At 46.3% G+C, this 26,462-nt stretch carries 31 protein-coding genes; 2 read left to right on the top strand and 29 right to left on the bottom strand.

The annotated features are described in order from the left end of the window. Positions 1–393: 393 nt before the first annotated feature. Together FGL37_RS02270 and FGL37_RS02265 are read left to right on the top strand one after the other, a co-directional pair. Positions 394–1,767: a hypothetical protein gene (locus tag FGL37_RS02270; protein ID WP_028069931.1), complete on the top strand. Its 1,374-nt coding sequence runs from the start codon at positions 394–396 to the stop codon at positions 1,765–1,767. 133 nt (positions 1,768–1,900) lie between these two features. Further along, positions 1,901–2,875 carry a hypothetical protein gene (locus FGL37_RS02265; RefSeq protein ID WP_028069932.1) on the top strand — a complete coding sequence of 325 codons (975 nt, stop codon included), beginning with the start codon at positions 1,901–1,903 and terminating at the stop codon, positions 2,873–2,875. A gap of 115 nt (positions 2,876–2,990) precedes the next feature. On the opposite strand, the gene FGL37_RS02260 is transcribed toward FGL37_RS02265, so the two are convergent. The 29 genes from FGL37_RS02260 to FGL37_RS02125 form a co-directional block, all read right to left on the bottom strand. Further along, the gene (locus tag FGL37_RS02260) at positions 2,991–3,638 is read right to left on the bottom strand and encodes a hypothetical protein (RefSeq protein WP_028069933.1); all 648 of its coding nucleotides are present in this window, start codon (positions 3,636–3,638) and stop codon (positions 2,991–2,993) included. 111 nt (positions 3,639–3,749) lie between these two features. Next, positions 3,750–4,370 carry a hypothetical protein gene (locus FGL37_RS02255; protein ID WP_028069934.1) on the bottom strand — a complete coding sequence of 207 codons (621 nt, stop codon included), beginning with the start codon at positions 4,368–4,370 and terminating at the stop codon, positions 3,750–3,752. After that, positions 4,370–5,185, bottom strand: a complete 816-nt coding sequence (locus tag FGL37_RS02250) for a DUF4099 domain-containing protein (protein ID WP_037533297.1) — start codon at positions 5,183–5,185, stop codon at positions 4,370–4,372. Before FGL37_RS02250 ends, FGL37_RS02255 begins: the two co-directional genes overlap by 1 nt. Before the next feature lie 28 nt (positions 5,186–5,213). Continuing rightward, positions 5,214–6,440 carry an ArdC family protein gene (locus tag FGL37_RS02245; RefSeq protein ID WP_028069935.1) on the bottom strand — a complete coding sequence of 409 codons (1,227 nt, stop codon included), beginning with the start codon at positions 6,438–6,440 and terminating at the stop codon, positions 5,214–5,216. Continuing rightward, complete coding sequence (locus tag FGL37_RS25320) at positions 6,433–6,588, bottom strand: hypothetical protein (protein ID WP_157739352.1); 156 nt, start codon at positions 6,586–6,588, stop codon at positions 6,433–6,435. Before FGL37_RS25320 ends, FGL37_RS02245 begins: the two co-directional genes overlap by 8 nt. A gap of 1 nt (position 6,589) precedes the next feature. After that, positions 6,590–7,051 carry a M23 family metallopeptidase gene (locus FGL37_RS02240; RefSeq protein WP_051606876.1) on the bottom strand — a complete coding sequence of 154 codons (462 nt, stop codon included), beginning with the start codon at positions 7,049–7,051 and terminating at the stop codon, positions 6,590–6,592. A gap of 35 nt (positions 7,052–7,086) precedes the next feature. Then, entirely contained in the window at positions 7,087–7,518 is a 432-nt protein-coding gene (locus tag FGL37_RS02235) for a hypothetical protein (protein WP_028069936.1), read from the bottom strand. Between the two features lie 36 nt (positions 7,519–7,554). Continuing rightward, on the bottom strand, positions 7,555–9,591 hold the full coding sequence (locus FGL37_RS02230) for a type IV secretory system conjugative DNA transfer family protein (protein ID WP_028069937.1): 2,037 nt from the start codon (positions 9,589–9,591) through the stop codon (positions 7,555–7,557). 134 nt (positions 9,592–9,725) lie between these two features. Next, a complete protein-coding gene (gene traN, locus FGL37_RS02225) occupies positions 9,726–10,574 on the bottom strand; it encodes a conjugative transposon protein TraN (protein WP_028069938.1) in 849 nt (282 codons plus the stop codon). A gap of 20 nt (positions 10,575–10,594) precedes the next feature. After that, positions 10,595–11,758 (bottom strand): conjugative transposon protein TraM, encoded by a 1,164-nt coding sequence (gene traM, locus FGL37_RS02220; protein ID WP_028069939.1) that lies wholly within the window; start codon positions 11,756–11,758, stop codon positions 10,595–10,597. Between the two features lie 15 nt (positions 11,759–11,773). Further along, entirely contained in the window at positions 11,774–12,214 is a 441-nt protein-coding gene (locus FGL37_RS02215) for a hypothetical protein (RefSeq protein ID WP_028069940.1), read from the bottom strand. Further along, positions 12,192–12,812, bottom strand: a complete 621-nt coding sequence (traK, locus tag FGL37_RS02210) for a conjugative transposon protein TraK (protein WP_028069941.1) — start codon at positions 12,810–12,812, stop codon at positions 12,192–12,194. The genes FGL37_RS02215 and traK overlap by 23 nt, the downstream gene beginning before the upstream one ends. Positions 12,813–12,833: 21 nt before the next feature. Beyond that, a complete protein-coding gene (locus FGL37_RS02205) occupies positions 12,834–13,976 on the bottom strand; it encodes a TraJ family protein (protein WP_232048618.1) in 1,143 nt (380 codons plus the stop codon). Positions 13,977–13,994: 18 nt separating this feature from the next. Continuing rightward, positions 13,995–14,783 carry a hypothetical protein gene (locus FGL37_RS02200; protein ID WP_051606878.1) on the bottom strand — a complete coding sequence of 263 codons (789 nt, stop codon included), beginning with the start codon at positions 14,781–14,783 and terminating at the stop codon, positions 13,995–13,997. Between the two features lie 2 nt (positions 14,784–14,785). Continuing rightward, complete coding sequence (locus tag FGL37_RS02195; RefSeq protein ID WP_028069943.1) at positions 14,786–15,460, bottom strand: hypothetical protein; 675 nt, start codon at positions 15,458–15,460, stop codon at positions 14,786–14,788. After that, a complete protein-coding gene (locus FGL37_RS02190; protein WP_051606880.1) occupies positions 15,457–16,116 on the bottom strand; it encodes a hypothetical protein in 660 nt (219 codons plus the stop codon). Before FGL37_RS02190 ends, FGL37_RS02195 begins: the two co-directional genes overlap by 4 nt. Further along, on the bottom strand, positions 16,113–16,775 hold the full coding sequence (locus FGL37_RS02185; RefSeq protein WP_028069944.1) for a hypothetical protein: 663 nt from the start codon (positions 16,773–16,775) through the stop codon (positions 16,113–16,115). The genes FGL37_RS02190 and FGL37_RS02185 overlap by 4 nt, the downstream gene beginning before the upstream one ends. Further along, complete coding sequence (locus FGL37_RS02180) at positions 16,772–19,261, bottom strand: TraG family conjugative transposon ATPase (protein ID WP_028069945.1); 2,490 nt, start codon at positions 19,259–19,261, stop codon at positions 16,772–16,774. Before FGL37_RS02180 ends, FGL37_RS02185 begins: the two co-directional genes overlap by 4 nt. Then, positions 19,233–19,544, bottom strand: coding sequence for a hypothetical protein (locus tag FGL37_RS02175; protein ID WP_028069946.1), 312 nt, complete (start codon positions 19,542–19,544; stop codon positions 19,233–19,235). The genes FGL37_RS02180 and FGL37_RS02175 overlap by 29 nt, the downstream gene beginning before the upstream one ends. Beyond that, the gene (locus FGL37_RS02170; protein ID WP_028069947.1) at positions 19,541–19,849 is read right to left on the bottom strand and encodes a DUF4134 domain-containing protein; all 309 of its coding nucleotides are present in this window, start codon (positions 19,847–19,849) and stop codon (positions 19,541–19,543) included. Before FGL37_RS02170 ends, FGL37_RS02175 begins: the two co-directional genes overlap by 4 nt. A gap of 41 nt (positions 19,850–19,890) precedes the next feature. Continuing rightward, positions 19,891–20,196: a DUF4134 family protein gene (locus FGL37_RS02165; RefSeq protein ID WP_028069948.1), complete on the bottom strand. Its 306-nt coding sequence runs from the start codon at positions 20,194–20,196 to the stop codon at positions 19,891–19,893. 7 nt (positions 20,197–20,203) lie between these two features. Beyond that, positions 20,204–20,524: a hypothetical protein gene (locus FGL37_RS02160; protein ID WP_028069949.1), complete on the bottom strand. Its 321-nt coding sequence runs from the start codon at positions 20,522–20,524 to the stop codon at positions 20,204–20,206. Further along, on the bottom strand, positions 20,521–20,868 hold the full coding sequence (locus FGL37_RS02155) for a hypothetical protein (RefSeq protein WP_028069950.1): 348 nt from the start codon (positions 20,866–20,868) through the stop codon (positions 20,521–20,523). The genes FGL37_RS02160 and FGL37_RS02155 overlap by 4 nt, the downstream gene beginning before the upstream one ends. After that, complete coding sequence (locus FGL37_RS02150; protein ID WP_028069951.1) at positions 20,865–21,500, bottom strand: ParA family protein; 636 nt, start codon at positions 21,498–21,500, stop codon at positions 20,865–20,867. Before FGL37_RS02150 ends, FGL37_RS02155 begins: the two co-directional genes overlap by 4 nt. 40 nt (positions 21,501–21,540) lie before the next feature. Then, the gene (locus FGL37_RS02145) at positions 21,541–22,713 is read right to left on the bottom strand and encodes a relaxase/mobilization nuclease domain-containing protein (RefSeq protein WP_037533301.1); all 1,173 of its coding nucleotides are present in this window, start codon (positions 22,711–22,713) and stop codon (positions 21,541–21,543) included. Further along, a complete protein-coding gene (locus FGL37_RS02140; protein WP_051606882.1) occupies positions 22,710–23,120 on the bottom strand; it encodes a ribbon-helix-helix domain-containing protein in 411 nt (136 codons plus the stop codon). The genes FGL37_RS02145 and FGL37_RS02140 overlap by 4 nt, the downstream gene beginning before the upstream one ends. After that, complete coding sequence (locus tag FGL37_RS02135; protein WP_407695581.1) at positions 23,117–24,106, bottom strand: DNA cytosine methyltransferase; 990 nt, start codon at positions 24,104–24,106, stop codon at positions 23,117–23,119. The genes FGL37_RS02140 and FGL37_RS02135 overlap by 4 nt, the downstream gene beginning before the upstream one ends. 551 nt (positions 24,107–24,657) lie before the next feature. After that, a complete protein-coding gene (locus FGL37_RS02130; protein WP_028069954.1) occupies positions 24,658–25,611 on the bottom strand; it encodes a DUF8464 domain-containing protein in 954 nt (317 codons plus the stop codon). Between the two features lie 17 nt (positions 25,612–25,628). Continuing rightward, positions 25,629–26,462 carry a DUF8464 domain-containing protein gene (locus FGL37_RS02125; protein ID WP_028069955.1) on the bottom strand — a complete coding sequence of 278 codons (834 nt, stop codon included), beginning with the start codon at positions 26,460–26,462 and terminating at the stop codon, positions 25,629–25,631.

The following is a 26,462-nucleotide window of genomic DNA, read 5'->3' as shown; positions in this document are numbered from 1 at the left end:
TAACCCATATTTGTAAAGATTGATCGAACGTTTCAAATGGCGCTTTTTGTTTATGTTCCCGGATACCCGAACGGATACCGGATAATTTTTCAAAACGGCTCAATGAAAAAATATTGATCGGAATACGGTACTTCTTTTTGTTGTAATAAAACTCTCCTTGGTCATTGGCCAGACTAAACCTTGCACTCTTGCCGATCTGCCACGTTGCCACTTTTCAATCACCTACACGTCCACTTATTCCTGCATCGAATATGGTATGTATTTTAGCGTTCGGGAGTAGCATTTTAAGCCAAGTTCATTTTAATGGATCATTTCTAAATGATTTTCTAAGGCTTTAGCAAAGTCCTATCCTTAAGGTCTTCTTTTTTTGTCTTGCGAATCATAACTTTGATTATGATTTGGCCTGATTTTAAAACCGCGGTAGCATGTACTGGTTCGGAACAACTCTTTCAACTAATCTTACAGGAGAAGTTCCATAAACCCCTAATAGATTTTGGTACACTTTCGACATTGTTAAATTTAGAAAAAAAAGAAATTATACCTGATGATGGATTCCTATATTTTCCATCGTGGATGAATATCTATCTAACAGAAGATTTTATTACACAACATTTCATACCGAAAACGGACGTTTACCATGCGTTCAACAGTTATTTAGGAGATGTCTTTGAAATGTTAGGCCGGACAAAGGATCGTTCGGCTAATTCTGTTAGATCAGCTATATATTCGTTCTTCTATAGAGGGAATAACGGGAAAGTTCTAATATTTCAAATGCAGAATGATGCCCCTGATTTATTAAAGAAACAACATTTGCAATTACTATTTTTTATCGCAGACTTGATGAGTGGCAACAGCCCTGAAGTTGACGAAGCAATAGAACAGAGTTACTCGTACAACAACGCTATCTACTATGTTGGTTATGAAGAAACAACATGGAACATCATAGACCCTTTATTGTATGTTGCAGAACAATTAAATCAGGAATATAAGGAACATGCTGACTTAAGAGCACATAAACCCGATATTATTTTACAGCAAGATAAATTAAACCAAAAACATACGTTCGGTGATAATTGGGTACTGGAATTTGATGGTTTGTCAACGTTACTAAATAGGCCTAATGATGTTAGTCTCTATTCGAGTATCTGTGAAAAAAATCTAACTGCGGCAAAAAGGTTTTATGAAGATGTAATTCTGTTCCGGCACAAACATCAGACAGGGAATTTCCCGTTAATAGAACAACAAAAGGAATATTTTGATTATTTTGAGCTGATTACTACTGCCTTGATTTTTGCATATTGCTCCATTGAAGCATTCACAAATAGTTTTATTCCCAATGAATACACCTATACTAAACCAAACGGAACCAAAGTGATGGATAAAATTTACATCGAACGCTATTTTTCATTAAAAGATAAATTAAAAATAAATCTAACCGAGATATATCAAACACCTGATCCTGAAAACGAACAATGGTGGAAAGATTTAGTAGAATTACAAGATTTGCGGGATCAAACCATACATACTAAACAGGATCATTCGCAATTACGGTACTCAAAACTATTAAGCAGGAATATTTTCCAAATCATTAACGTATATAAGGGTATTATATCTTATTACGGCAAGTATATTGTAGCTAAAAACTCCCGTCTTATCAATGAATTTCCATATGACTTTGGATTTGATGAAGTTTATCCTTTATTAATGACCGAACGAACTTATAAAGATATTTATAATAGTCTGCATAATCCATCTAATCCGTTGTAGTCCAATTTTACAGTTTTTTCGGGATTTCAAGATATTAGTAGGACCTGTATGATGTGTAAAAAAAGTCTTTAACACAAATGTAAATCTCCTTCAAATGATGGTTTTCTTATTTTAGTCATTTTATGCAAAAACAATGGGTCGTAATTTAGAACGAAGAAGAAGTTTATTTAAGAAATTTTCAAGACAACTTTTGTTATTGAAGGAACACGGATATATTGATAGAAACTTCAAATATGGTGATCCTTATTTATGTCCGATTTGTTTAAGAGAATTTTCAGAAGATCATTTGGATGAAAATAAATATAGAAATTTTCTTACTGCGGAAGACGCTCCGCCAGCGGCATTAGGCGGCAGCAAAATTGCATTGACATGTCGAGAATGTAATAACAATTGCGGAAAAGAAATAGATTGCCATCTAAGTAGTGTATTAAGAGCTATTGACGATAGTTATTTTTACAAGGGTACTAAACAAAGCGCAATGATTGAGTTTGAAAACAAGAAACTTACTGTCGAGCTCGAATCATTAGGTGATGGAATATTAACAGCTTACCATAGGATAATATATAACAACCCAACCTTATTGGAGAGGTTTATTTATGGAATAAAAAATAAGAGTATCGGACCAATCCTAAATATCATACCTCCTGCCAGAAAACTTGATCCTCAACGAATAGATTATGCTTTGGTCAAAACCAATTATATTCTCACATTTGCAAAATTTGGTTATATTTTTCTATTGTCTGAGCAGTATGATAAATTAAGGGAACAATTACTCAAACCGTTCCAATCCATATTTCCGTGGACACCATTTATTAAAAACCAATTCAAAAGAGAATCTACAGGAACGTACTATATTCAAAATAAAAATTTAGAAGCCATCCTTAATATTTTTGTTCTAAAGACAGATTATTCCGAAACCGTTATAGGTGGTTTTACACAACCACCGGGTATTACCATAGAAGCATATGGAAAACTAATCGATCAGAGCAAGGGTTATCAAGGTATGTTAGAAATCGACACAAGTTTTTATGATGCACATGCCGATCTATTTTGCGACATTGCAGAAATTAACAAAGTAAGAAACTGGATAGGTTTAAATACTAAATAGTAAGAATTCCGGATTCGCTAATCCATAACGAAAGCTTTTAATAATTCAAAATAGGGTAATCGAAAAATATTGAATTACCCCATGATTACTTCATTTAGTGAGGTTGGTACTTTACTTACCTCGATATCCCTCTGTTGTTTTTATTATCGTCTACGTCGGGGATTGTACCATATCTGATATTCTGAATTGTGGGCTTTACGTATTGTTCTTCTTTTAAACCAGCGGCCTTAATGATACTTTCGGGAATGTTCGTGTTTAAAAGTTTATTCCCGTCCTTTAGCTTAGGCAGAATTTTATCCTTAATCGTTTGTAGGACGGTTTGAGGGCCTTTAGGGTGAGCCAGAACGTTAACAAGTGGCAGGTTAAAAGTAATAGCACCGTATGATTGATCGGGTATTCCGTAAACTATCCCTTTTAACATTGTTTTATTCAATTTTGCGTTGAATTTAGCAGTTTCCTTTTTCTCGATATATTTGTAAAGTTGGTCGTCAATATAGTGTTCAAGATCCATGTTAACCGAAAATGCTTCCATGTATTTATCGGCAGGGTATTCAATCGGTGGTAAACTCTTACAGTATTCCTCCGCTTGACGGATTAATTCTCGTCCTTTTTCGTCTTTTGCATAATAGTCGGTGTTACCTCCATGCCCCTCATTTTTAGCATAGCCAGCGTGAACGCCGTTTATATACAAATTGGCGGTAAAGGCTTCCGTTTCTTCACTAAGTTGGACGCTGTGATAAATGCTCTTTAGTTCGATTTTCATAATGAATTGATTAAATGATAAATTAAAGTCTGTTTTCTTTTGCTATAACTTACACGGTACAAAAACCCCTGACCCAATTAAGGATCAGGGGTTCGGGTGGGTTGGTAGGGATTAGCCCATATTCGTAAAGGATTGATAGAACGTTTCAAATGGCGCCTTTGGTTTATGGGTTCGGATACCCGAACGGATACCGGATAATTTTTCAAAGCGGCTCAATGAAAAAATATTGACCGGAATACGGCATTTCTTTTTGTTGTAATAAAACTCTCCGTAGTCATCGGCCAGACTAAACCTTGCATTTTTACCGAGTTGCCACGTTGCCACTTTGCAATCAGCTACACGGCCACTTATTCCCCTATCGAATACGGCATGTATTTTAGCGTTCGGGAATAGGGTTTTAAGCCAAGTAAATTGTTCTTTAGTTGGTAATAAACCCAATGAAGCAAATGCACTCAAACAGGACGGATTAACCCAATTGGGGTGATAATGGCAAAAGCACAACAGATCGCTTGCTGAATGACCGATAAAAAGATGGGTGACGGATACAGGCAAGCCGTCCGTCACCAACCACATACCTTTACAGACAGGAATACGGACACCGTTTTCATTCCAATGTTCTTGGGCCAATACCTGATTTCCTAATGTATAAGGAAACTGAATGTTATCCTCGACTATATTGATATGTGGTGCAAAGAAGTTCCGTACTTCGGACTTTAATCGGAGAAATACCATTACCTCGCAACGCCACGTCCGTAGCTTCTGCTTTCCTGTTTATCACGGAGATTTAGCACGAGGTCTTGAACGGTTTTCTCGTTGCCTTTGTCTTTTTGTTTTTTATCGGCCATCATTATATCGGTCAATGCGCGGTTATATCCTTCACTATATCCCTCGCTCTGCGGTTCAAACCTACCTTTTAGGTTATTGATACCTCGGAAAACCAAGTAAGATATACCGCCGTCCAAAAGCACCGATAGGATGAGCCGTTTTCGGTCTGAACGGATACCCTTGTTGTCCGTTGCCGAATGCTGGATTTTGGTTCCATCTGTGAGCTCCACCACTTCACCGTTGCGGAAAGCCTCCTGTTGCTTTTCCGAAAGTTCTTCGCCGTTTACTCGGATTGGGGCTTGCACTTCTTCGGGTTCATACGCTATAAATTCCCTCGTCAAGTCGTCATATTCAATGATGACTTTCTTCTTTTTATTACCGTCAATGTCCTGTTCCTTGCTGACTACGTGCTGTTCTCCTGCGATCAGGGCTTTTTCCTCGTCCTCGCTCAATAATGGATGCCATTGCGGTTCTCGGTAAATTGGATGTATGTTTAGCTGGACATCGCCGAGCTCATTCCGGCTAAGGGATAGCTTTGCATCCAGTTGACGGATGGCAAGCCCGTCGATGTTCAGACCTGCCATGCTCAACATATCGGTTCTTCTCCCTGCAAGCAGGGCATCGATATTCTCCGGACTGATGCTGAACCCTCCGTCTTTGTAAAGCCCCAATTTTTCAAGTTCACTTAGGGGCATTTCATTTTCGTTGATGGGATATTTCATGATGTAATTGTTTGTTAAGTTTTAGATTTTATCTTCTGATACCATAGGCGGCAACAGCCTCCTTTTCGGCATGTACCGGGCGTTGCAGGTCTTCACTTACCTTAACAGCATCGGGATGCTGTTTGGCGTGGAGCAGTGAACCGTATAACCGATCAGTTTTCGACAGGGGGAAAATATTTCCTGTAGTTAAGTCTTCCACACGCATACGGCCACGTTTCAGATGACCTTGCACTTTGTAGACGGTATTGTTATAGGCAATTTCATCACCTATGGACAGGCTGCTTTCTTTTGTCCTTTGTGGTCTTGCATCGGCCTGTACCTCGGTCTGAATATTTGCGGCAGCTTTGATTTCCCTTTTTTGCTCAAATGCCAAAAGGTAATTAAGGATTTTTTCGGCATCGGCAGCGGCGGCATGTATTTCAAAAGGTGTGTCACGCAATATCTGTATCCAACTTTCCACGTAGGCAACGTGCTGGCCAGGATCATGGCCTATGTTGAGTTCCTGACCGATAAGCATCGAAGCGATTTCGGCACGGAGTTCCTCGCGGGCATAACCCTCTGTGCCAAAACTGTCAACCATACTTCTGTCCAGACGGTCTTTGTGTCCCGTCCAATGGCCGAGCTCATGGAGCAGCGTGGCATAATACTTATCCGATGCGTCGAATTGTTCCCGCATGGGCATGGTGATACTGTCGAGTGCCGGACTGTAATAGGCCCGATCTCCTGATTTGTGGGTTATCTCTGCTCCCGAAGCCTGAATGATATTCTCTGCCCGTTGGATAGCGTCCCATTGGAATTGCTTTACGTCGGGTTTTACCAAAGGTTCGATGCCATCGATCTGCTGCGCATTGAATACCCATGCGCTGGTAATGATTGCCCGGTTCAGACCTACTTTGGCTTTTACGGGTTTACCCTGTTCATCTAAAATCGGCTTGCCCTGTTCGTCTCTTTTGGTAACAAGTTCATGGGTCTTGACAAATTGGATCAGGGATGCTTTTTCTCCCTTTCGCACTTTCCAACCTTTTGCGGAAGCTTGATTGAACGTCATCCAACGCGGGTCTTCCCGGTCTGACGATAACAGCGACAGGCTGTTAATCCCTTTGTAACGGTTACCCGTAATCGCATTATAGGGCAGTTCAAAGGCTGGACTGTTGCTGTTCCACGGCTTCTGCCACGGTGCCGTACCCTGTTCAAGTTTCTTGATGATGTTCTCCGCAACTATTTCATGCAGGGATTTTGAATTTTTGCTACTCATCTTCGTCCACCTCCGGGGATTCGTCGTCTGGCCATTCGTCGGCGTATTCCACGCCATAAATGGCCGCTTCCGCTGGTGTCAGTCCAATGTCCTCACCACTGGCCAGAACACTTAATTTTTGTTGCAGTGATCTTAAATGATAGTCCATATTATTCGATGTTTAAGGATTGATCTGATTGTTCTTTTATCCTGCGTAGGAATTTCAAAGGGTCAAGGAATTTACCGTTGAATTTCACCGAAAAATGCAGGTGTTCTCCCGTTACCCTGCCCGTGCTTCCAGTGATGGCGATAGGCTGTCCCGCTATAACCGTGTCGCGCGGTGAAACGAGTATATTGGAAAGATGCCCGTAAATGGTTTCTACTTCGCCGTGTACTATGCGTATGTACTTGCCGAGTAACTTATGTTTTCCGGTTTCTTTAACCCAACCGTCAAGTACATTGAAAACGGGATCGGAACGGGCGGCAAAGTCAACACCGTTGTGAAAATCTGATTTTCCTGTTACCGGGTGGGTACGCCAACCAAAAGGAGAAGTCACCGTAAGATCGGATAACGGCAGGGAAATTGACAGTTGTGCTTTCGTTCCTATCGGAATGGCAAAAACGAGCGACATAACCAATATTTTGGTAAGGGCTTTTTTTATAGTAATCATCTGGCCCTCCCTGCCTCTTGCTTCTCATGACCTTGATCTTGGTCAACCGACCGTCGTAATTTCTCTTGTAGCGGAATCGTGCTTAATGATAAAATCGTTTGGTTGTTTAACGCAATTTCAAGCGCCTGTGCAAGCGCGTTAATTGATCCGTTTCGCAGACGGTCATCAATTTCCATAAGGGTGACAAAATCTTTTTCGTCCAGTTTTTTGAAGCTGCTCTTGGCAAGGGTGTATAGTTCTTCCTGTGGTTTCAATACCAAAAGTGCATCCGTAGCATAAAGGCTTTTTTTACCATCTCCAAAGGCGACGGTGATTTCATCTTTTTTTAGTCTTGTATCTGTAATAACCCCTATTTGACTTTGGCGGAGATAGGGATCGTATGTCAATTGCGGGTTCACCAAAACCAATTGGCCATGTAATTCTTCCATAGTTTTATGTTTAATTAAGAGGGGGATTAAGCTTTTTTACTTTTTAAATACCGGGTTCATGGTACCCTTTGGTTGGAGAATTTGATCGTCATCGTTCATGGGAATAAACTGTTCGACGATTTCTTCAACCTCCCTGTTGATACGGAAAAAATTGTCCAATAGGATTTCTTCTTTTCGATCACCGAAGTCGTAATAGGTCGGCAGTTCCCGATAATTTGCTTCTTCTTTTTTGATGGCTTCCATATCCAGATTGACGCGGCAGTTTACCGCGGTGGTCTCGTATTTGCCCGTATAGGTTTCCATCGTATCACGGGCAACGATGCCGACAATTTCACCCGCTTTTAATGATGCTATCTTTCCGGCGGGTATCAACGGTTCAAGTTTTTCATTCAGGGATAGCGAGGTTTTCGTACGGTCGATGCTTAGGCTTTCTCCCGTCTGCTTGACCTTGCCAAACAGACGTTCCAGCCACTCTAAAGTTTCTTTGCTCCTGACCGCACCGGACAGTACATTACCCATGATTGACGTGATCGTTTCGGCCGTTTCCTTACCGTATTGTTGGCGTAACATAGGCAACTCCTGAAGCCCCAAGACCACCCCGGAAAAATTGGATCTGCTCTGTGCCACCAATAGGTCAACACGGTGAATATAGAGGCTTGTGGCCTCATCCACCACTAAACCGATGGGTAAATTGCCTTTCGTATTGATAAGTTTGGTCACCCGATTAAGCACCACCGACAGGCAAGCGGAGTTGATGCTCTGGGTTCGCGGGTCATTGGCAAGCACCAGAACACCGGGGTGTTTGGGATTGCTGACCTGTAGTTCAAAATCATCCGCACCGAAAACCCAGAACGTCTCTTTGGTGGCCATTCGGCTGATAAAGATTTTGAGGGTACCCACTTGCCCCTCCAACTGATCGTACGATTTCGCCTTGTAGGCAGACATGAACGGCGACAAAAGGGAAGCAAGCTCCCCGTTACTGAACAGCACCGCAAAAATCTGTTCATACGACAGATTAAGAAAGGCAAGTACATGGGGCAGACTGGAATAGCGTCCATCTTGATAGCTACTGAAAAAGTAAATACAGGCGGCAAGGAAGTTGATCGCAGACTGCGTAAAGAATTGGTCGCTACCCCCGCTTTTGTCTCCCTTTTTCAACGCTTCAACGAGTGCTTCGGCCGTTTCCGAAGCATCTGCAAGGGTATTAAGGTACTCCCGTTTCAAAGGGTTTACCCGTCTGCTCTTTGCCGGATCGTTGAGATTGATAACATGGAAGCGGTAATTCTTGCACCGACCGTTCTGCTTGGCAAGCAGGTAATGATAATAGGCAATTTTGCCGAGATCGGGGTATTTCAGATCGTATAGGCACATGGTGAACGAATTGGCCAGCATTTGGCGGATGATTGGCATGATGATCCCAAACGATTTTCCACTGCCCGGAACCCCGCAAAGAAGCAGGCCCCTAAAAATATTTTCAATTAAAATATACCCTCTACGGACTTTTCCTTTGTAATAGAACAAGGTCGGAATATTGATTGCATACGGACTTACGACGGGCTGGGTCGGCTGCATAAAGGATTCTTCTTCGACGTTCCAGCGATCCTTTCCCAAATTGGAGCTTATGATCTTGGATACATTGTCCATTGCCATGTGTACCAAGATCGCTCCCGCAAAAGCACTCGTGACATAGGCGATGTCGTACCAACCTACCGATTGCCATATTGGGGCTGCTTCACGCCCCTGCAACCATAGACCTGAAAAAAGGATAAGCATCCCCAATGCCAAAGGATATACGATCTGGGTCTTGGGATTGAGGTCTTTTTTCTTTCGGCTCAATGTTCCAACGGAGACCAGACAGATCAGCACGAGTGTAAAGAGTTTGCTGTTTATCAGTTCGGCATAAAACGGCACCCTCGAAAGTCTCTCCGCAAACAGGAACAACCCGTTATCGGTTGTTCCTGTCAAGAGGAAGCTATCTACATAGAAAAAAAGAAAGACTTCGAGGACGACGGATAGGTATATGCCAAATTGCAGGGAGCGATAAAGCCCCTGTTGCTCTTTGGTTTCTTCCATAAAAAACTTGTTTTTTATCGGCTGGAAGGAGGGCTTCGCCGTTCCTCCATAATAATTGGATTTTTAATGGTTGGTGGGCTGCCTTACGGCGGTCTTCCATGATTGTTGATTTTCAAAGATTTGATACAGCCGACCTAAAAGGTGTCGGCTTTCAGAATATCTCCGTATTTTATTTTTAGGTTGACCGTACGGCCGGAAATCTGTTTTTCGGTGAGCGTTACCCGAAGTACTTTACTGCCGGGAAAGGTGGCCTTTTTTAGTACGAACACATTGCGGTGTCTTTTCTTAAACTCCGTCAGTGGCTGGTATTGCCACAAGGGTTTGATTTCCACGGTCTGCACGTTCGTTGCTTTGGTGATCTTCTTGTCCTCAATGAAAAACCGGAGTTCATCCACATTGTAAGAAAGGTTTGAGGTATTGGTAAATGATACGTCAAGAAAGATATAATCGCCCAATGTGCTGATACCGTTAAGTACAATGCCTACACCGTATTCCTTTGTGCTTCGTACAGGATTGTGAGCACTTTTTGTAAGTAGGCCGAGCGCAAGGTTTTTCATATTGCTACGGCTCAATCCGATTTCCGAAAGTTCCAAAGGCCGGGTGTGTTCCGGTTTGATTTCCAGCATGGCCGGAATGCTCTCGTCATTAACCCATAATGGGGCAGTTAGGCGGTATTGCGCCACGAAGTTATCGCCAACAATGGTAACTGTTCCGAGTTCATAATCGAGGTGTTCTGTCTGCGTGGTGTCCTCATTCAATTTGATCCGCAACACGTTTTCAAGGGGCAGGTCGCCCGACACATGATGCGAAGCGATGTCAACGTATTGGATGGGTTCGGGTGAAAGGATATGCACCGTGTGGCCACGGTGCAGATTTAGTTCGGGAAGTGTTCCTAACCGGGTATCCGTAGCCTGTTGACTGTGTGCGGAATATCCGATACAACATAAAAGGAAAAGGATAAGAAAATGATGTCTCTTTTTCATGGTGAAATCTTAAAGTGGTTTTACTGTTTGTAGTTCTGTTGGTTTTGGCGGAGTGCCTGGGGATCGATGAGGTACACCATCGTATTGAATTTCAGTTTAGCCCTGTTCTTCCGAATATGCTTTGATACTGCGGTCGTTGTGGATTGGAACATCCGCTGAATGGCGCTCATCACCAACTGGCTGTTGTTCTCGGCCTGTTGTTGCAGGGTAATTCCCTGTGTGGTGTTACCGCCAAGCTCGCGGCTAAATTCCCTGAATGCCGACGCGGGCACGTACAGTCCGGGGGAACCGTCATTGTCGTAGATTTCCAGCCGGACGGGCAATATGTTGTTTTCGTGCATAATGGAAGTGATGGTGAGCAGCACCCGTTGTCCTGAAAAACCGGAAATCCTTGCAAATACGTGCGTACCTTTCTTAACGATGTGCTGGCCGACCAATAGGTCATCCATAAGCCGTATCCGTAGACGGGAATCGGCATAACCCGTTATGTTTTCGTCAATGATGGCCTGTATGAAAGTATTGTTGCTTTCGGGGCGGATGGTGTTGAATGCTCCTTGACCTGTACCGTATTTGGAAACGGTAAGACGGGGCTGATTTTCGAGTTCTTTTTTCGCTTCCTCCATGCGTTCACGTTCCTTGCGGGCAGCCTGCTGGTCGGGGTCATTCGCCCTTGCCATACTGTCCGCATAGGCCATCTGTTTGCGAAAAAGTTCCATCGGATCGGTCTTGTCCGGTTCCGCTTTGGTCGGTTCGGGTTTTCGCTGTAATGAGGACAGGGCCTGTTGCAATGCCCGGTCTTGGTCGTCATTTTCCGAATCTCCGTTAACGGAAACAGATCGCTGATTTTTTAGCGCCCGCTCGATGGAATCAAGTCTGCGCTTTTCTTCCTCGTTGTAGAGTTCATCAAAACGGAATTGTTCGGCTCTTTCTTCCTGTAACTGGCCTATGGCCGTATAGCCATCACCACGTCGGTACTGCTCACGGTAGGCGGCAAGTTTGTCGGATAGCGCGCGGTTCTTCACGTCCTCCGATACTTCGGCAATCTGTCCCTGTAAGGGATCGCCCTCTTGCTGGGGTGCTTCTTCCTTTGCAAAACCTGTTTGGTAGACGTAAAAAAACAGGCATAGAAAAGGCAGCACTATGAGGGGCAGCACATAGCGCGGTTGTCTGAAATTGATTTTCATGTTTGTTGGATTGTATTAGGGTGAATTATGGTGTCTGTTTGCTTCGGCAAGTCGCTTTTCGAGTATCTGCATCCTGTCGATGGCACTTTCCATCAACAGGCTGTCGGCACTGTCCAAACTTTCCTTTTGCATAAGCGTGTCAAGGACGGTACGGATTTCAAGCAGTTCCTTTAAAGCTGAAACGGTGGTAACAATACCGCCCATTCCGTCCATTAGGGGTTGTTGCACGGACAGTTGTAAGGGTTCTTTCTTGGGCATTTCCTTTGGGAGAAAAAGAAAGCAACTGGCAGAAACGAGGATGCTTACCACCATTGCAGAAAATACCGCCCGTGGCTGGGCTTCAAGAAACTGTTTGGTACGTATGATGCTCCCATCGATGTATTTGCCAAATTCTTTGTAAACAGCTGCCCACAACGTGGTATCAGGTGGTCGGTTAGAAGTTATTTTTTTGAACATAGCTGATGTCTTTGTTTTCGAGTGTTTTCCATCGGGTTATCAGTACGCCGTGGCCATTGTTCTCCGTGCGCATTTCAAGGTCCCGTAAATAACCCTCGGTGACCAGCGAGCGTATTACGGTAGAGCTGCGTCGATCTATGGTCTGTTTGCCATAAAACTTAAAGTATTTCTTTACCGGATCGACATGGATGGAATCCGTCTGGATGGTGAGCACGGAGCTGGACGATAGCACGGAATTGAAAAATCCCTTTTCCCGCAGGTTGTTGTACTGCAATGCACCGGATTCATCGATTAGGTACATGGCTTTTTTCATCTGGTATTCGATAAACTTCTCGTCTGGTGCGAGCGTAAAGAACAGCGAATGAAAAAGGTTGATATGAGTCCGGTATTCGACGGGCCTGTTTACCTCTACGTCGGTCTGGCTTGCGGACATGGGTACATTGTTGGCATCAAGTATATACACGGATTTCCGTGCATTGCCGACCTGTTTGTAGGCAAAAAAAGATACCGCCACCACCATGAGCAGGGCGACGATCAGGCTTGCCCCTGCAATAAAGGTGGCAAGCCTGATCTTGGCTTCGATATTTTTTATTATCATGAAATGAAGTGTGTAAAAGGGTTAAAACTTGGCGATGATCTTTCTTGCGGCACGTCCCATATTGGATGCTCCGCGTCCCATTGTGCTTGCGGCCGAAGTAATGCCGGATGTCGATACGATCCATGTGCTGATGCTCGGTACGGTGAGCATGGTCAGTCCTCCGATCAGGAACGTTACGATGACGATACCGAAACTCAAAATTCCGTTTCCCGCAAACCAGCCCATCTTCTCCAATGTGTCGCCCGTACTTTCAAGGAGCTGCTGATAGCGGGTAATTTCGGCTTCCATTGCATACTGTTGGAACAGGCTGGCTACGTGCATGACCAGATACGCAATGCCCGAATACAGGTTAACGGCGATAAACCGGGCGATCCACGTACCAAAGGAATCCCTAAATGCAGGCAGGATACTTACGGCAACACTAAACGGGCCTAATATGATAAGGATGGTCGAATAGATGATCTGGATAATGAATATGATATAAACGCAGATACGCAATACCCAAACGGCCAACGTTTCTAAGGTATAGGTCGCCAGTAGCTGTAACCCCACTTGCATGCGGTTTTTAAGTTCAACGATTGGGTTCCATACCGAAGCAAATCCCTCCTTTACCGTTGAGGTAACCGCATCCCATGCCTGACCGTACCACGTATCCGCTTCTTTTTCGGCGATCTCTGTTTCGGCCTGTATGGTGGTCAGTTGGTCGGCAACGTCCACCATGAGTTTTGCACGTTGCAGGCGTAGGTTGTTCACCTCGATCTGTCCGCTGTCAAACAGGCTTTCCGTTTTGGCGGCCACAATGTCGGTGGGGTATGCCAATACGCGGGTAAACGTACCCCACCAGATAATGACCATGACCAGCCCGAACGGGCGTAACAAAGGCATAATCTCCATTTTTTTGTCGCCCGCCATCATTTCGTATGATTTGATGGCAAAGAATATAAGCATGAAAATGGCGGCGAGGGCCTGTGCATCGGTTATGAACGTATCGAAGTGCGTCCATATCGTGTTTTTCATGCCTTTGAGAAAGTGCATAACACCCTCCTCATAAACACCGTTCCCCTGTAAAAAATTGAACGTGTCTTTAAAGGAATCGGGCACATTTACAGGATTTCCCTGCAATAAAAAACGGGGCATTAGCCCCGTCATGTTCATAAAGTCCATAAAGTAATCTGATTTTGGTTATTGGGTTCTTTTTAGGATGTCCTCCGCAATCTGTACGTCGGAACGACCGCCAGAAAACTCCGGCAGATCGGGGTTATCGCTTTGCAGGCGGTCGCGGCTCCCCGCCAATAAAAGGAATTTGGCGGCATAGTTCTTTTTAGCTTCCCATGCGGACTGTAGTTTCCTATGTTCTCCAAGTAAACGGTGATAGGCCATGATACGGCTGCCTCGGTCAAGCGTGGTCGTTCGGGTCGCTTCCAATCGTTCTTTGAGTTCCGCACGTTCTTCGCTGTACCACTCCAATAGACCTTTGTTCCTCAAATAATCTCCGACGTCCGGTGAAAGTCCGGCGAGTGGATCGGCCTCTGTTCCGTCGATAAGGTTTCCAAATTCCCTGCGGTAATACAGAAGCCATAAGGGATCGGCATCCGTGACCAGACCGGAATAATTGAGGGCTTCGGTCACCGCTACATTTCGGATGGTATCTGCGTGTTTTTTATAGGCTTCGTCCGTCTGTTGCATGGCCAGTACCATACCCATGCGCAAGGTCTGTGGGCCTGTACCGCTCAACGGTCGGTGGTCAGTCTTGGGGTAATTGGGGTGCCACGCCCAGGTGAGCCAATATTGGTAATTCAGTCCCAAAAAACCTTTGGTCGGCGTAAACTTCTTTCGATCCCATTGCTTATGAACCATGCGTTCCTGTTGGTTTACGATATGTTTATCGGTCTGTCGCTTCACGTTCTGCGCCATCGTTCCCGTAATGGAAAATAGGAACAGCAGTAGCCCTGTGATGTATTTTGTTTTCATGTTCAGTCCTTTAGTAGATAATAGTTCCTTATGATCTCGTCCGCTTTGCGTTTGTCCGTATTGATAAAGTTTCGGTATGGGTTCGCCATTTTCAGTACACCGTTGATCTTCGCCCAATACATTGACCTTTCCATACTGAACACCAATGCCCTGATTACTTTCAGTTCCAGAATGATCTTGCGCATGAGGTAGTCTCTTTTTTCGTAGTCCATCAGCACGTTTTTTCCCTCTTGTAGCACGAAGTCGGATACTTCGGCGGCAAGGTTTATGCCCCTGTCTTTGAGCTGGCGGGCGACGTCCTCGGCAAAGAGCAGCAACCACGGTTCGCCTTTGGCAGTTTCGAGCATCTTCGTGCTGTGTGTGGCGATGTCCTGTACGAGCCTCGAAATATGGAGCGCGGAACGACCTGATTTCAATGCCCGATCCACTTCGGTCAATGATCGGTGGATCATGTTCTGCACCAGCACTACGGAAGAAAGATTGACGTTAATATCGTCGATCCGTCCGCGGATGTTGCCCAGCATATTGTTATGGGTCTGTTCGGAAATCAACCTGATTGCACCGTTTTCGTTTACGATGGCAAGATGCTTGGCATCATAGATGATCGTCACATAACTTTGGGCGAAAGTCATCTTTGAAAGACACATAAACAGTAGGATTATGAGTTGTGTTTTCATGGTTTAAATTCCTCCAATTGCCTTAAAATATTATCGATTATACGCTTGTCCTCATTGATATAACCGGAAAACGGATTGAGGGAATCGAGCAGTTTTTTTCGTATCGAATAGTACATGGTAGCTGCAAGTCCCCGTGATGTTCCTGCGATCTTCCGAAGCTCCTGCAGGACGTGTCCGTAAAGTATTCTCCTGTCGCTTGCTTTCATCTGGTTGAGGTCACCGATACTGATAAAAAGTCCGGTCAGGTAGCGTGCGAGCTGCACGGCTTTTTCTGCCATATCTTTTTCTGCATCGATGGCAAGCAAAAGAAATTCGGGGTGTGTGGAAACAATGCCTATAATCCTCTTTTGTTGGTTTATGATCTCGGTTACGATCGGGGCGGATTCAAGCCCCATACTAAGCCCCTGCAATGCTGTTCCCAAAACCTGAAAACGGCTGTGCAGCTGCCGATAGCGGGTTTTGAGTTTTGCCGTTTCCTCCCGGTTTACTTCCTCGTTGGCCGAGGTAATGGCCTGTCTGTTTCTTGCGGTGATCTGGCGGTCGTATTCATCTTTGCTGTGTTCGACCAATTGGTGGAGCAGTTCCACATTGAGCTGTGCATTTGCTCTGGTCAAGCTGGTGGCCAAAAGCAAGAGGGTCAGGATAAAGTATCTCATCGTTTGAGCAATTTTGAATTACGGATAATGTCATCGGCAATCTGTTTGTCGATATTGATATAACCGGAAAACGGATTGAGGGAGTTAAGGATACCGCGCTGTTTCGCCCAATACATACTTCTGTGCATCCCAAAGGCCACGCCTCGCAGGATGGTCAATTCGGTACGTATCCGGTTGAGCAGTTTTGCCCGTTCTCCCGCATCCATCAGGTTATCCTTTCCGCCTTTCAGCACAAAAGCGCTGACCTCGGCGGACAGGTTGGTCGCCCGTGTCTTAAATTCCCGTGCGCCCGCTTCGGCAAATAGCAGGAGTACCGGATTTCCCCTTGCGATGTTCATTGCCTTTTCCACGTCGTTAACGATGTCAAGGGAAATGCTGGCAATGTCCTTTACCGTCAGCAGGGAACGGACAACGCCGGACACTTCGCTCAGCCCTTTGTAAATCTTGTCCTGCAAATCGTTCACGATCACGAGCTGCCCTGTTACGGCGAGCTGTCCCCGCTGGATAAGCGTGAGATTGTCATTCACGTCATTGAGCTGGCTGTTCATCACTCCGGCATGGACGCCCGTCGCGGCTGCCACGGCGGGGTCGATGTAAATCTGTCCCCTTGCGTAGAAAACAGCAAGGGACAGGATCGTTATTGCAATAATTCGCTTCATGTAAAATCAGGTTTAAAATATTCTCTTTGTGTTTCAACGGGTGCGTTGTTCTCGTTTACCCTTTGCACAAAATCGCCCAATAAAAGACCGCTCTTTTCCATGTCGGACACGAACGCCGTTAGGGCTTTTGGGTAGCTGCCATGATGTTTGGCGTAAATCTCCACGGCGCTTTTTTCGGGTTTTTCGGTGGTGAACGCCAAATGGTGGTAAATGCTGACCTCCACGCCGTACACTTCCCCGACATTTCCCCGACGGATATAAAACTCGTTGAAACGGGCGCGCCCCTCTTTGTTATCAAGTCGGTTGATCGTGAAAATCTTTTTCTGTTCGGCCTCATTGATGGAGAGCAATTCGGCGACCTTTCTAAAATCGGCCTCGTTCTGTTGCAGTAGGATAATGGTGTCCGAATTGTTTATGATGCTGTCCTTGATAATGGGGTTGCCGATAATGTCATTGATTTCCTGTGTCACCTCGATGATTTCCCCCCAGAACTTCCGTACGGTCTTGTTTAGGTATAAAAGGAAATTCGCCATCATTGGCGAGGAAATGGCCCGCCATGCTTCCTCCAAGATCAGTGTTTTCCGGCGGTTCTTCCGGTGGCGCATCTTTTGCACGAACAGATCCATTATTATCAGCGTTACGATTGGAAGGAGCGTCTTATTATTTTGTATGTTGTCAATTTCATAAACTATGAACCGTTCGTTGAACAGCGATTGGTCGGCATCCTCGTTCAGAATCGCTTCGTATTCACCACCTCTGTAAAACTTCTTTAATACAAACCGAAATTCTTCCACGTCAAAAGCGATGCTTTCTTCATTCCTTATATCGGGGATTTTCCGAACGGCAAATTCATAAAAGGAATTGAAGTCCAACCTGTCTACCCGTTCTTCGATGGCCTTATCGAAATGATGGGCGTAATAGGCTGAAATGACATTGGAAATTACGTCTCGCTCGACAGTGGTCACCGTACCCTCCGAACCTTTCCAGAGCAGACAGATCAACGTTATCAAAAAATCCTTTTTCTCGATGTTGTATTCTTCCTCGCTGATCGCAAAGGGGTTCATCGTGATGGGCTTTTGCTCCGAATAGGTGATGTACTTGCCCCCATAGGTGCTGCAAAGACCGGAATAGGAATGCCCCACGTCCACGATCACCACGTCCATGTTGTATTGCAGGTACTGTTGGACGATATTATTTATACAATAACTCTTACCCGTACCCGATGCTCCTAACACGAAGCGATTGCGATTTTTTATACGGCCTGTCCTCATAACCAAATCCGATGGGTCGAGTGCCACGGGCACCCCTTGACGGTCGGTAAACCTTAGCAGAAACTCCGAGGGTTCGTCGGTCGGTAGCCGTTCCTTGAAAAAGAAACAGAGGGCGGCATCGGCGGTCGTCAGGAACCAATCGTACTTTTTCAGTTCCACGCCAACGCCCGGCAAGGCACAGCGGAACAGTTCCAATTGGTTGTAGGCATTGCGTGATGGGATAATCCCCTGTTGGAACAGGGCGGCTTCGATAAAATTGGCAGTTTTGTCGATCTTGTCCGTATCGGCACATACGATCATGGAATAGTGGGCATTTACCAATAGCTGGTTGTCGCGTGCCACGTCCACCAGTAAACGGTCGATGTCCTCCACGCACATGAGGTTGGCCGGATCGGGTACGCTCGAATGCCTTTTGCGTTTTACTTCAAGTTTTCCGAGCGTGATCTGTTGGCTGGGTATCTCCAATAATTGGTTATAGATAATGGTACGATAACCGGGAACATGGTGCAGGAAAAACAGGTTGTCCACCGGAAAATCACGCATACCGTTCGTTTCATTTTTGGCCGTAAAGGTTCCGACCTTTTCGGGCAGGTCAACCGAATCGGTGTTGACCATGCTGATACAGCGGACGGCCCGGTCACCGATCCGTAACTCACGGTCTGCACAACGGAGATTGTCCAACGTGATGTGCGGCTGCTCAAACTCCACGGCGAGCACCCTGTTTACAAAACGGTTTATTTCCGCTTCGGTGAGGTATGCGGGGTTAAGTGCGGCGCCGGAAAGCAGGTCAGATACTTTGGCCATGTTCTGCCCGAAAGTGGCCAGCACTTTTTTGTCATAGGTGTAGAATGCCCCTTTTTTGACCAGACGGGTAACGGTCAGGTAGGTTCTGATCTCGGTATATTCCCGACCCTTGAAGTGTTCTTGGTATTTCTGTTCCAAGAACTCGGTTGCAGGTTTGGGCTGGTATTTCCGTTTGATGAATACGTCGTGCTTTTGGATGATATGCCCCTCGCCAAGTATCTTGATGACGTTAAGCAATACCTGTTGGAAAGCGGTATAGGCTTCGGGATCGGCGCCATACTGTAAGACGGGATTGGTCAGTCGCATCACGACTGAAAAATCGCCACGGTCGCCGTACAGTATGGACATGCCCTGATAATGGTCAATACCCACGTAGGGCATTTCAAAGGCTGTCTTTCTTTCTGTTCTCATAGCTGATCGATAAATGGACGGGGTGGATAAATACGCCTCGGTGGCGGGTTTTGTCATGGAGACCGTTACCCTGTTTCATGAATGTATAGGCAAGTCCTGCACCCATCAGGGCAAGGGTGGCAAAGCCGCCCAGGATCAGGTTGGTCAGTGCGCCGATAAGTCCACCGAGGGCCAGACCACCGATAAGCGAACCTATGCCCCAATAGATAAACTTGCCCTTGAAACCGCGGTAAATAAGGGGCTTTTGCAGCCCCTTATAGATTGGATAACGCCCGTGTGTCATACGCCGAAAAACGCTTTGATGACCACCGACACGAGTACCAAGAACAGGCAGGAACCTCCCCACGACATCAACTCTTTATTGATGTCCTGATCTCCGCTGTTCCACTTGATGTACACCCGTATTCCCCCAATGAGCCCGACGACCGCGCCGATGGCCAGAATGAGCGTCGAAATGGGGTCTACGTAGCTGGTCAATGATGATGTGGCGGCATCGATACCAACTGTCCCACCTTGTGCGAATGTTGATTGGGCCGCCGAAAGGCAAAGCGCGGCCATTGCAAACAGTTTTTTAGTGTTTACTGTCATAGAGATAATGGATAAAAAGTGAATGAAAAATGATTGGATTGTTAGTTTACCCCGAAAAGGGCCTTTAGTGCGGCACCGACAAGCGATAGGAAAAGGCAGGAAAAGAACCATCCCATGACCTGTGCATCGATGTGGTGCTTGCCGGACTGCCAGTTGCTGTACACCCTAAGTCCGCCGAGCAGTCCGCACACGGCACCGATGACAAAGGCAAGGTCAGAGAAGTTGTAGTACCACGTATTGACTTCCTTGCGCACTTCCCTAAATTCGGCAAGGCCGGGCTGGGCGGCCCCGTACAGGGCAAAAAAAATGACAGTAAGGAATACTGCCACAAAGCGGATTGGTCGCATAATGGATTTAATAAGGGATGGCTTTGGTGTACTCGACCACGTCGTTTTGCATGAGCGATACGAGCTGCTTTAGGTTTATGCCTCCTGTGGATTGCAGGGGGCCGGACGAGATAACGGGTTTCCCCTCGGTTACCATAGGTTCGTTTTTTCTTTTGGATGGTTCGGGGATAACCCTTTCGGGCGGCGAATCTTCATCAAATGTCAATTCGTTTCCTCCGTCGGCGGCGCTCGGAGCACGGCGGTGGATAAACAGGTCATACAGTACGTTTAGGGCATAGTAAATGCCATAGATGGCGATAACGCCGAGCAGGAATTGTGTCCAGTTCATAGATCAAGGGTTTTAATGTGTTCTTTGATGTATCCGGTCAGTTCGGGATGGGTTTTTAGAAATTGGTGCAGGCTGTAGGATATGATCTTGGTCATGTCGATACCTTTGGCAACTTTCAGTTGTTTGAGCAGAAAAAGGGTTTTGTCGTCCAAACGGATCAGTAACCGTTCACGTCCGGTCAGCTCATGGTTTTGGATACTTTCAAACAGGCGTTCCAGCGTTTCCGTTTTTTTCTTTGGCGTGTCCTTTGGTGCTTCTGCCGAGGGAATTTCATTTGACTGTGGCGGTTTCCCTTTCCGCATGGAATCCCGAAGCTCGTCGGCAAGGCTTTTTATTCCGCTCATAATGGTTCCTCCTTAGCAATGTACTGTTCATAGATCAGGTCTAAGAGCGGCAGGATAACGGGATATAGGATGATCGGTGTCTGGAATGTATTTACCCGCTGGAAGTCTATTCGGTCTGGCAGACCGGGTGCGACCGTACCGAAACCACGCAGGACATTTTCGACTTCCGTCCGTGTTTCGTACTTGACGGTGTTCTTGATACGGTTCGGCACGAAAATCAGGGGCGCCCGCTTGTTGATCCTGCCGATGACCATTGCAAACAGCAATGTGGAATCCACCGAAAATTCGTCAAAGGCAAACGGACAGATCACCGCATCGGCGGCGGCAAATATGGGGATCAACCCATCGTCGTCCATCTTGCCCGGCAGGTCTATCAGTACGATTTCGTTCCGTGACTTCCTCAACTTCCGTTGCATTGCCGGAAAATGGCCAAGGTCTGCGGGTACGATCTCGTACAGCGGTTCATTTTCCAAGATTTTTGCTTTCTCGGCTTTGGCGGAAAGTGATTGCTGGTAATCCATGTCAAGTATCGTAACCCGTCGTTCCTGTTGCTGGGTCAGGTAGTTGGCGAGCAGCAGGGTGAGCGTGCTTTTCCCTGCTCCGCCCTTTTGGTTTCCTATTAATATGAGCATAGTGCGTGGGTTTAATGGTATTGTTGATTAAAGGGTGTCGTCAACGGGTATTCGTCCGTGCCTTGCGCTTACGCCTCCGGTTACGGCCGTGGATCGCCTCGTCGTCGATGTCGTCGGCAATGTCGATCTGGATATTTGGCATCCATTGTTCCGATGCTCCCTGTACATGATCGGTATAGGTAGCGGTTTCTTCGGACGGCGTTTTCTGTTCCTTTTCGTTTTGTTCCGCTCTGTCCGCTTTAGTTTCTGCTTTGGCCGATATTTCGGTACTGTCTTTCGACGGTGCGATAAATTCTGCCAACGGCATGAGGTCTTTGCCCTTATAGACCATTTTTTTCGAATGGTCGATGACGGTATAACCGTATGGCGGTTTTCCGTCCTTACCGTGGAATATGATCTGTACCCCGAATTTGTCGGATAGCATCTGCGCCATTGCAGACGTGTAGCCCGATGGTGAGGACGATCTATTACCGGGAAGCGGGGCCGTAAGATGGACGACCGCCGGATCGTACTGGCCACGGTACTTGGCAAAGACTGCTCGGAGCTGTGCCAACCGATCAATGTCTTTACTGAATGCGCCGATTTTGGCGTCCACCTGTTCCGAAGGGACCGCGCCTTGTCTTTTGCCGTAACGGCTGATCTGGTATATCCCGTCGGAAAGTTTAAGGGAATACCCTTGCGCTTCAAGTATCATCATGAATTGCGCCCGTGTGGAGAAACCATAGCTCAATGCTTTTTCGATGTTCTTGTCGATCTCCTGTTTTTCGTCCACGCCGACGATACGGTTCAATACCTCGTAGGCACGGATTTTCTCGAAGCTGTCGTTTATTTTCTTGCCGTCCCGGTCTACCCGTGTGGAAACGATATGGATATGGTTGTTCGCCGTATCCTTATGGAATACCAAGAGGTAAGGTTGCTGGCCGTAGCCCATTCCTTTCAGCCATTGTTCGGCGATAGCTGTAAGTTGTTGCTTGCTATGGGACCGCCCTTTACAGGAAATCACGGCGTGGAGCTGCGGGTATTTCGTCCGTTTACTGGCTGCGGATTGGGCTTCCAGATAATTGACGTAATCTTCCGGGCGGAGATTTTGCAGGGCCTGCAAGGCACCGAAATTTGCTGTTTTCATCAGTTCGCCTTTGTCCTTGTCTACTTTGTTCGTATTGTAACGCACCCCTTTGAACGTGGTTGACGGGTCAAGTATCTTGACGATCATGTCTGCCCCCTTATCAATCGAATAAGCTGCCGGATGGACTGTTCCAATTCCCTTTGCAATCTGACATATTCGGTAAGCAAAGGGATAAGGTCACTAATAAGGACAGCGTGCAGCATTCCCTGTTGCCTGAGGGTATTGGCATGTTTCGCCAATTGATTGATGTTGTTACCGGATCGGCCGATCTCTGTGCCGATACCGTCCAGCAGTCTCATGATTTCGGTGGTATTGACCAGCATCTTTTTGGAATGTTGGAGCACACGGATACGCACGATGTCCGCACGGCTTAGGCCCAGCGCTTTTTCAAGTTCGAGAAACTGTGCGTGTTCCGCTTCGCTCAACCGGAGCTCAAAACGTCGGGTACGCTGTTCATGGGCTGTAGGTTTTCGGTTTCCTTTTCTGTTTGTCATGGTGCTTGGTGGTTCAGGGTGACAGATTGTATTGCCCTAAAGATTTCAAGGGCGACCTGCGGAACGATAGCATTGCCGTAGGCTTTTATGCTTTCTGCTCGCCATGCAGGAAAGGTAATTCCGTCCAGTTTCTCGGAAAGCCCATCATCTCGGACACAAAACGGGGATTCACTTGGCCATCCCGTCCATAAGGGAATGTCGTGCCATCGATCTGCTCCGCTGTCGGCAGCACTTTTAGCAAACGCTTCTGTATTTCGTTGGGCATCCTCTCGGCTATTTCCTCGGTCGGTGTCCAAAGGGAGATCAGGGCGTGGTAATGCAAAAAATCCGTCAGGGAAACCTGACCGCCGTTGCCCCGCTCGTTCTTCCTGTCCTTTAGCCTTCTTCTGTCCTGTGCCTGTTCCATCGTTGTTTTTATATTGCTTATCTCGGTGGCCGTTGGCGTGGGCAACAAACCAAACCCGATCCCGTTGGTGTGGAGCGCCAACGGCAGCAGCCGGAATACACAAAACGATTGGTGTGCCGTCTTCAAGTGTCGGAAGTACGTATCCTGCTGACCCGATTTCTGAAATGATGTTTCCGATAACCCGTTGTTGGAGTCGGATAATGGTACTTGTTGCAGGTTGCTCACTGTCCTGACAAAAAAGCTCAACCGCTTTGATCTCCATTTCAGAAAGACTATCGGGCTGGAGAATGGTGAACAGTCCAGTAACGTTTTCAAGAACGATCCACTCCGGCCGTGCTTCCTTAATAATTCGGATAGTCTCCGGGAAGAGGTAACGGTTATCTTTCGCCCCCTTTCTCCGTCCGGCCTGACTGAACGGTTGGCACGGAAAACCTCCGCTGATGATGTCGATATGTCCTCGATAGTGAGCTGCCCGAAAATCGTAGATGTCTTCATAGTGTGTTGTATTAGGCCAATAATGTTTGAGAACTGTTCGGCAGAATGGGTCTTTCTCGCATGAGAAAACGTTTTGCCAACCCATCCATGAAGCGGCGATGTCAAAACCGCCGATGCCCGAAAAAAGGCTACCGTGTCTTAGCATGGTGATGGTTTTAATGGTTTATGGATGTTTCGTCGCGTAGCGACGATATGGTGCGCTATGCAGGAGAAAAAGGGAGTTGCGACCTTTTTCCTACCCTGGTACAGACCCGTTCCATCGGAGCCGGGCTGTTCCGGGGCAAGTTGGTTTTTGTGGGTACGGCCGAGGTACGAAGCCGTACGTACAAAAACACAACTTGCACAATACAAAACAAAAAACAGGGGTTATACCGCAAGGGGCAAAAAAGTGGGTTTTGTGGGTATTTTTCGCATATAGGTGCGGGGATGGCCGATTGATAAAATACATTTCAATCGGTCGTATATCCATATATCCATATCGCTACCTATCTGGATATATGGATATCTTATCTGCATAGCTGTATATCGGGATATATGAATATCTGTATATCGGGATGGCTATATAGATAGCTATCGGTATATACCTATATCCAGTTATCTATATAGCTGAATAACCGATTTCGACCCCTCAAAAAATCAACGCTTGGGGCCCGCCCGTTGGTGCTGTAATTCCTGCCCATTTAGGGCAGCCCTTAGCATATCGTTGTAATCTTTGTATGCCCCATAAACACCGGAACGGTCTTTGGCCTGTGGTACGGCTTCGATCAGTCTTTGGGTACAGTTGCGGCCGGGATCGTCATTGTCGAAATACACGTCCACGATGGATATGCTCTTGACACGTTCGATGGCATTCTTCAATTGGACAATGGAATTTAGGACAATGGCGGTAGGCGTAGGATCTGGGCGGTTTACTTTGAGCCAACTTAGGTAGTCCATATATCCCTCAAAGAGAACGGCATGGTCTGGATTGCCGGGGATCACGGATATACCTTTCTTGCCGATACTGCTCTTGAAACCTTTGGCATTGGTAAATTCCCAATTGTCCTGATCGTTCTTCCAGCCAATGGCATAGAAGATATTTTTATTTTCGTTGTCAAGACGGTTTCTGTAATAGATTTCGTGCAGGTGTCCATGTGCAACGTCCAATATCCCACGTTCTTCGAGGTATTTGGTCAGGACAAAGTTTCTGCCGATTGGCTGTGTTCGCACGAGTTCAAAGGTGTATCCTTTCTGCTCTTGTTCATTAGGGGACTTGACGGGTTTATAAGCTGGTATCATGGATACCTGCATATCGCAGGTGTCCTTTATCTTGTTCAGTACCTCGACAAAGGAGAGCTGGGGCCAATAGGCAAGGCCGAGCTGGACGATACTACCGCCCTGTATGCCCGTTGAGTTCGGGCCACCTCGGTCAATCCATTTTCCACCCTCATCCCATACCGTAAGGGATGGTGTATCTTGCTTGGTTTCCCTTAGCATACTGTGGTAAAATAGTTCCTTGCCCGTTTTCCGCACTGGATGGTGGCCGAGCCGGGCGAGGAAATCCGAAATTGGGATTTCCCGCAGGTCGTCCACATTTACATATTTTGACATAAGCAGGGATTGGATAATTAAAGGGGTATAACTTCGGTATGCGGTAGTTTGTCCGTGAATACTTCTTTCGCTGATTGGTACCCGATCCTCGTGTCATCGACATAGAACAGTACCTTTTCAAAATGGCTGGCACGTTTCAGCGCTGCGGATAAAAATTCGGGATGGTTCAGTATAAGCACGGATGCGTATTGTAGATGCTTGTCATTCCGCTTTTTTAGATAGTCCACGTATTCGGGGAATATGGCAAGCACGGAGCGGCTACCCGAATTAAAGGTCATTCCTTTTGTACCGATACAGCCTGTATAATTTTGGGCGCGGACTTCCCAGCCTCCGTTTTCATTCAACCAACCAGCGGCACAAAAGTCCTTGCGCTTCCCCTTTTGGTCAGTGACATAATAATAGACTTCCCGGATGTTCAGATCGGCGAGTTCCCAAAGGCCGCTTTCCATCAGAAAATCGGTAACCTCATTGTTGTATCCCAAAGGGCGGGTACGGGCGACACGATAATCGGGTATCTTGGTTGCTTTTCGTTTACGTAGGGGTCTATCTTTCTTAGCTGATTGGGTCTGTATCTCCCGAAGTTTTTCTTCGATCTGTTCAGGGGATAGATCGGGCCAATAGGTACGGGCAAAATCCATGAGGTTGCCTCCTTTGCCAAGTGAGCTGTCAAACCAGCTTTTAAATTGTTGATTGACCGTTAGGACTATTTTGTTATTGGTTCGATTTCCAAACACACTGGCGTACCCAAATTCATCGCCATTGATTGATATTGGTTCATGCCCCAATGCTTTGAGCAGGGCTACGAGGTTGGGCGTTTCGTTGGATGGTGTGTTGCTTTTGTTAAATGTCAT

The organism is Sphingobacterium thalpophilum (assembly GCF_901482695.1).
GTDB lineage: Bacteria > Bacteroidota > Bacteroidia > Sphingobacteriales > Sphingobacteriaceae > Sphingobacterium > Sphingobacterium thalpophilum.
This window is presented reverse-complemented; position numbering and strand designations above follow the sequence as displayed.

Coding starts and splice junctions, on each gene's coding strand:
- FGL37_RS02270 (WP_028069931.1), top strand. CDS start 394: ATGATTTGGCCTGATTTTAAAACCGCGGTAGCATGTACTGGTTCGGAA.
- FGL37_RS02265 (WP_028069932.1), top strand. CDS start 1,901: ATGGGTCGTAATTTAGAACGAAGAAGAAGTTTATTTAAGAAATTTTCA.
- FGL37_RS02260 (WP_028069933.1), bottom strand. CDS start 3,638: ATGAAAATCGAACTAAAGAGCATTTATCACAGCGTCCAACTTAGTGAA.
- FGL37_RS02255 (WP_028069934.1), bottom strand. CDS start 4,370: ATGGTATTTCTCCGATTAAAGTCCGAAGTACGGAACTTCTTTGCACCA.
- FGL37_RS02250 (WP_037533297.1), bottom strand. CDS start 5,185: ATGAAATATCCCATCAACGAAAATGAAATGCCCCTAAGTGAACTTGAA.
- FGL37_RS02245 (WP_028069935.1), bottom strand. CDS start 6,440: ATGAGTAGCAAAAATTCAAAATCCCTGCATGAAATAGTTGCGGAGAAC.
- FGL37_RS25320 (WP_157739352.1), bottom strand. CDS start 6,588: ATGGACTATCATTTAAGATCACTGCAACAAAAATTAAGTGTTCTGGCC.
- FGL37_RS02240 (WP_051606876.1), bottom strand. CDS start 7,051: ATGTCGCTCGTTTTTGCCATTCCGATAGGAACGAAAGCACAACTGTCA.
- FGL37_RS02235 (WP_028069936.1), bottom strand. CDS start 7,518: ATGGAAGAATTACATGGCCAATTGGTTTTGGTGAACCCGCAATTGACA.
- FGL37_RS02230 (WP_028069937.1), bottom strand. CDS start 9,591: ATGGAAGAAACCAAAGAGCAACAGGGGCTTTATCGCTCCCTGCAATTT.
- traN (WP_028069938.1), bottom strand. CDS start 10,574: ATGAAAAAGAGACATCATTTTCTTATCCTTTTCCTTTTATGTTGTATC.
- traM (WP_028069939.1), bottom strand. CDS start 11,758: ATGAAAATCAATTTCAGACAACCGCGCTATGTGCTGCCCCTCATAGTG.
- FGL37_RS02215 (WP_028069940.1), bottom strand. CDS start 12,214: ATGTTCAAAAAAATAACTTCTAACCGACCACCTGATACCACGTTGTGG.
- traK (WP_028069941.1), bottom strand. CDS start 12,812: ATGATAATAAAAAATATCGAAGCCAAGATCAGGCTTGCCACCTTTATT.
- FGL37_RS02205 (WP_232048618.1), bottom strand. CDS start 13,976: ATGGACTTTATGAACATGACGGGGCTAATGCCCCGTTTTTTATTGCAG.
- FGL37_RS02200 (WP_051606878.1), bottom strand. CDS start 14,783: ATGAAAACAAAATACATCACAGGGCTACTGCTGTTCCTATTTTCCATT.
- FGL37_RS02195 (WP_028069943.1), bottom strand. CDS start 15,460: ATGAAAACACAACTCATAATCCTACTGTTTATGTGTCTTTCAAAGATG.
- FGL37_RS02190 (WP_051606880.1), bottom strand. CDS start 16,116: ATGAGATACTTTATCCTGACCCTCTTGCTTTTGGCCACCAGCTTGACC.
- FGL37_RS02185 (WP_028069944.1), bottom strand. CDS start 16,775: ATGAAGCGAATTATTGCAATAACGATCCTGTCCCTTGCTGTTTTCTAC.
- FGL37_RS02180 (WP_028069945.1), bottom strand. CDS start 19,261: ATGAGAACAGAAAGAAAGACAGCCTTTGAAATGCCCTACGTGGGTATT.
- FGL37_RS02175 (WP_028069946.1), bottom strand. CDS start 19,544: ATGACACACGGGCGTTATCCAATCTATAAGGGGCTGCAAAAGCCCCTT.
- FGL37_RS02170 (WP_028069947.1), bottom strand. CDS start 19,849: ATGACAGTAAACACTAAAAAACTGTTTGCAATGGCCGCGCTTTGCCTT.
- FGL37_RS02165 (WP_028069948.1), bottom strand. CDS start 20,196: ATGCGACCAATCCGCTTTGTGGCAGTATTCCTTACTGTCATTTTTTTT.
- FGL37_RS02160 (WP_028069949.1), bottom strand. CDS start 20,524: ATGAACTGGACACAATTCCTGCTCGGCGTTATCGCCATCTATGGCATT.
- FGL37_RS02155 (WP_028069950.1), bottom strand. CDS start 20,868: ATGAGCGGAATAAAAAGCCTTGCCGACGAGCTTCGGGATTCCATGCGG.
- FGL37_RS02150 (WP_028069951.1), bottom strand. CDS start 21,500: ATGCTCATATTAATAGGAAACCAAAAGGGCGGAGCAGGGAAAAGCACG.
- FGL37_RS02145 (WP_037533301.1), bottom strand. CDS start 22,713: ATGATCGTCAAGATACTTGACCCGTCAACCACGTTCAAAGGGGTGCGT.
- FGL37_RS02140 (WP_051606882.1), bottom strand. CDS start 23,120: ATGACAAACAGAAAAGGAAACCGAAAACCTACAGCCCATGAACAGCGT.
- FGL37_RS02135 (WP_407695581.1), bottom strand. CDS start 24,106: ATGGGTTGGCAAAACGTTTTCTCATGCGAGAAAGACCCATTCTGCCGA.
- FGL37_RS02130 (WP_028069954.1), bottom strand. CDS start 25,611: ATGTCAAAATATGTAAATGTGGACGACCTGCGGGAAATCCCAATTTCG.
- FGL37_RS02125 (WP_028069955.1), bottom strand. CDS start 26,462: ATGACATTTAACAAAAGCAACACACCATCCAACGAAACGCCCAACCTC.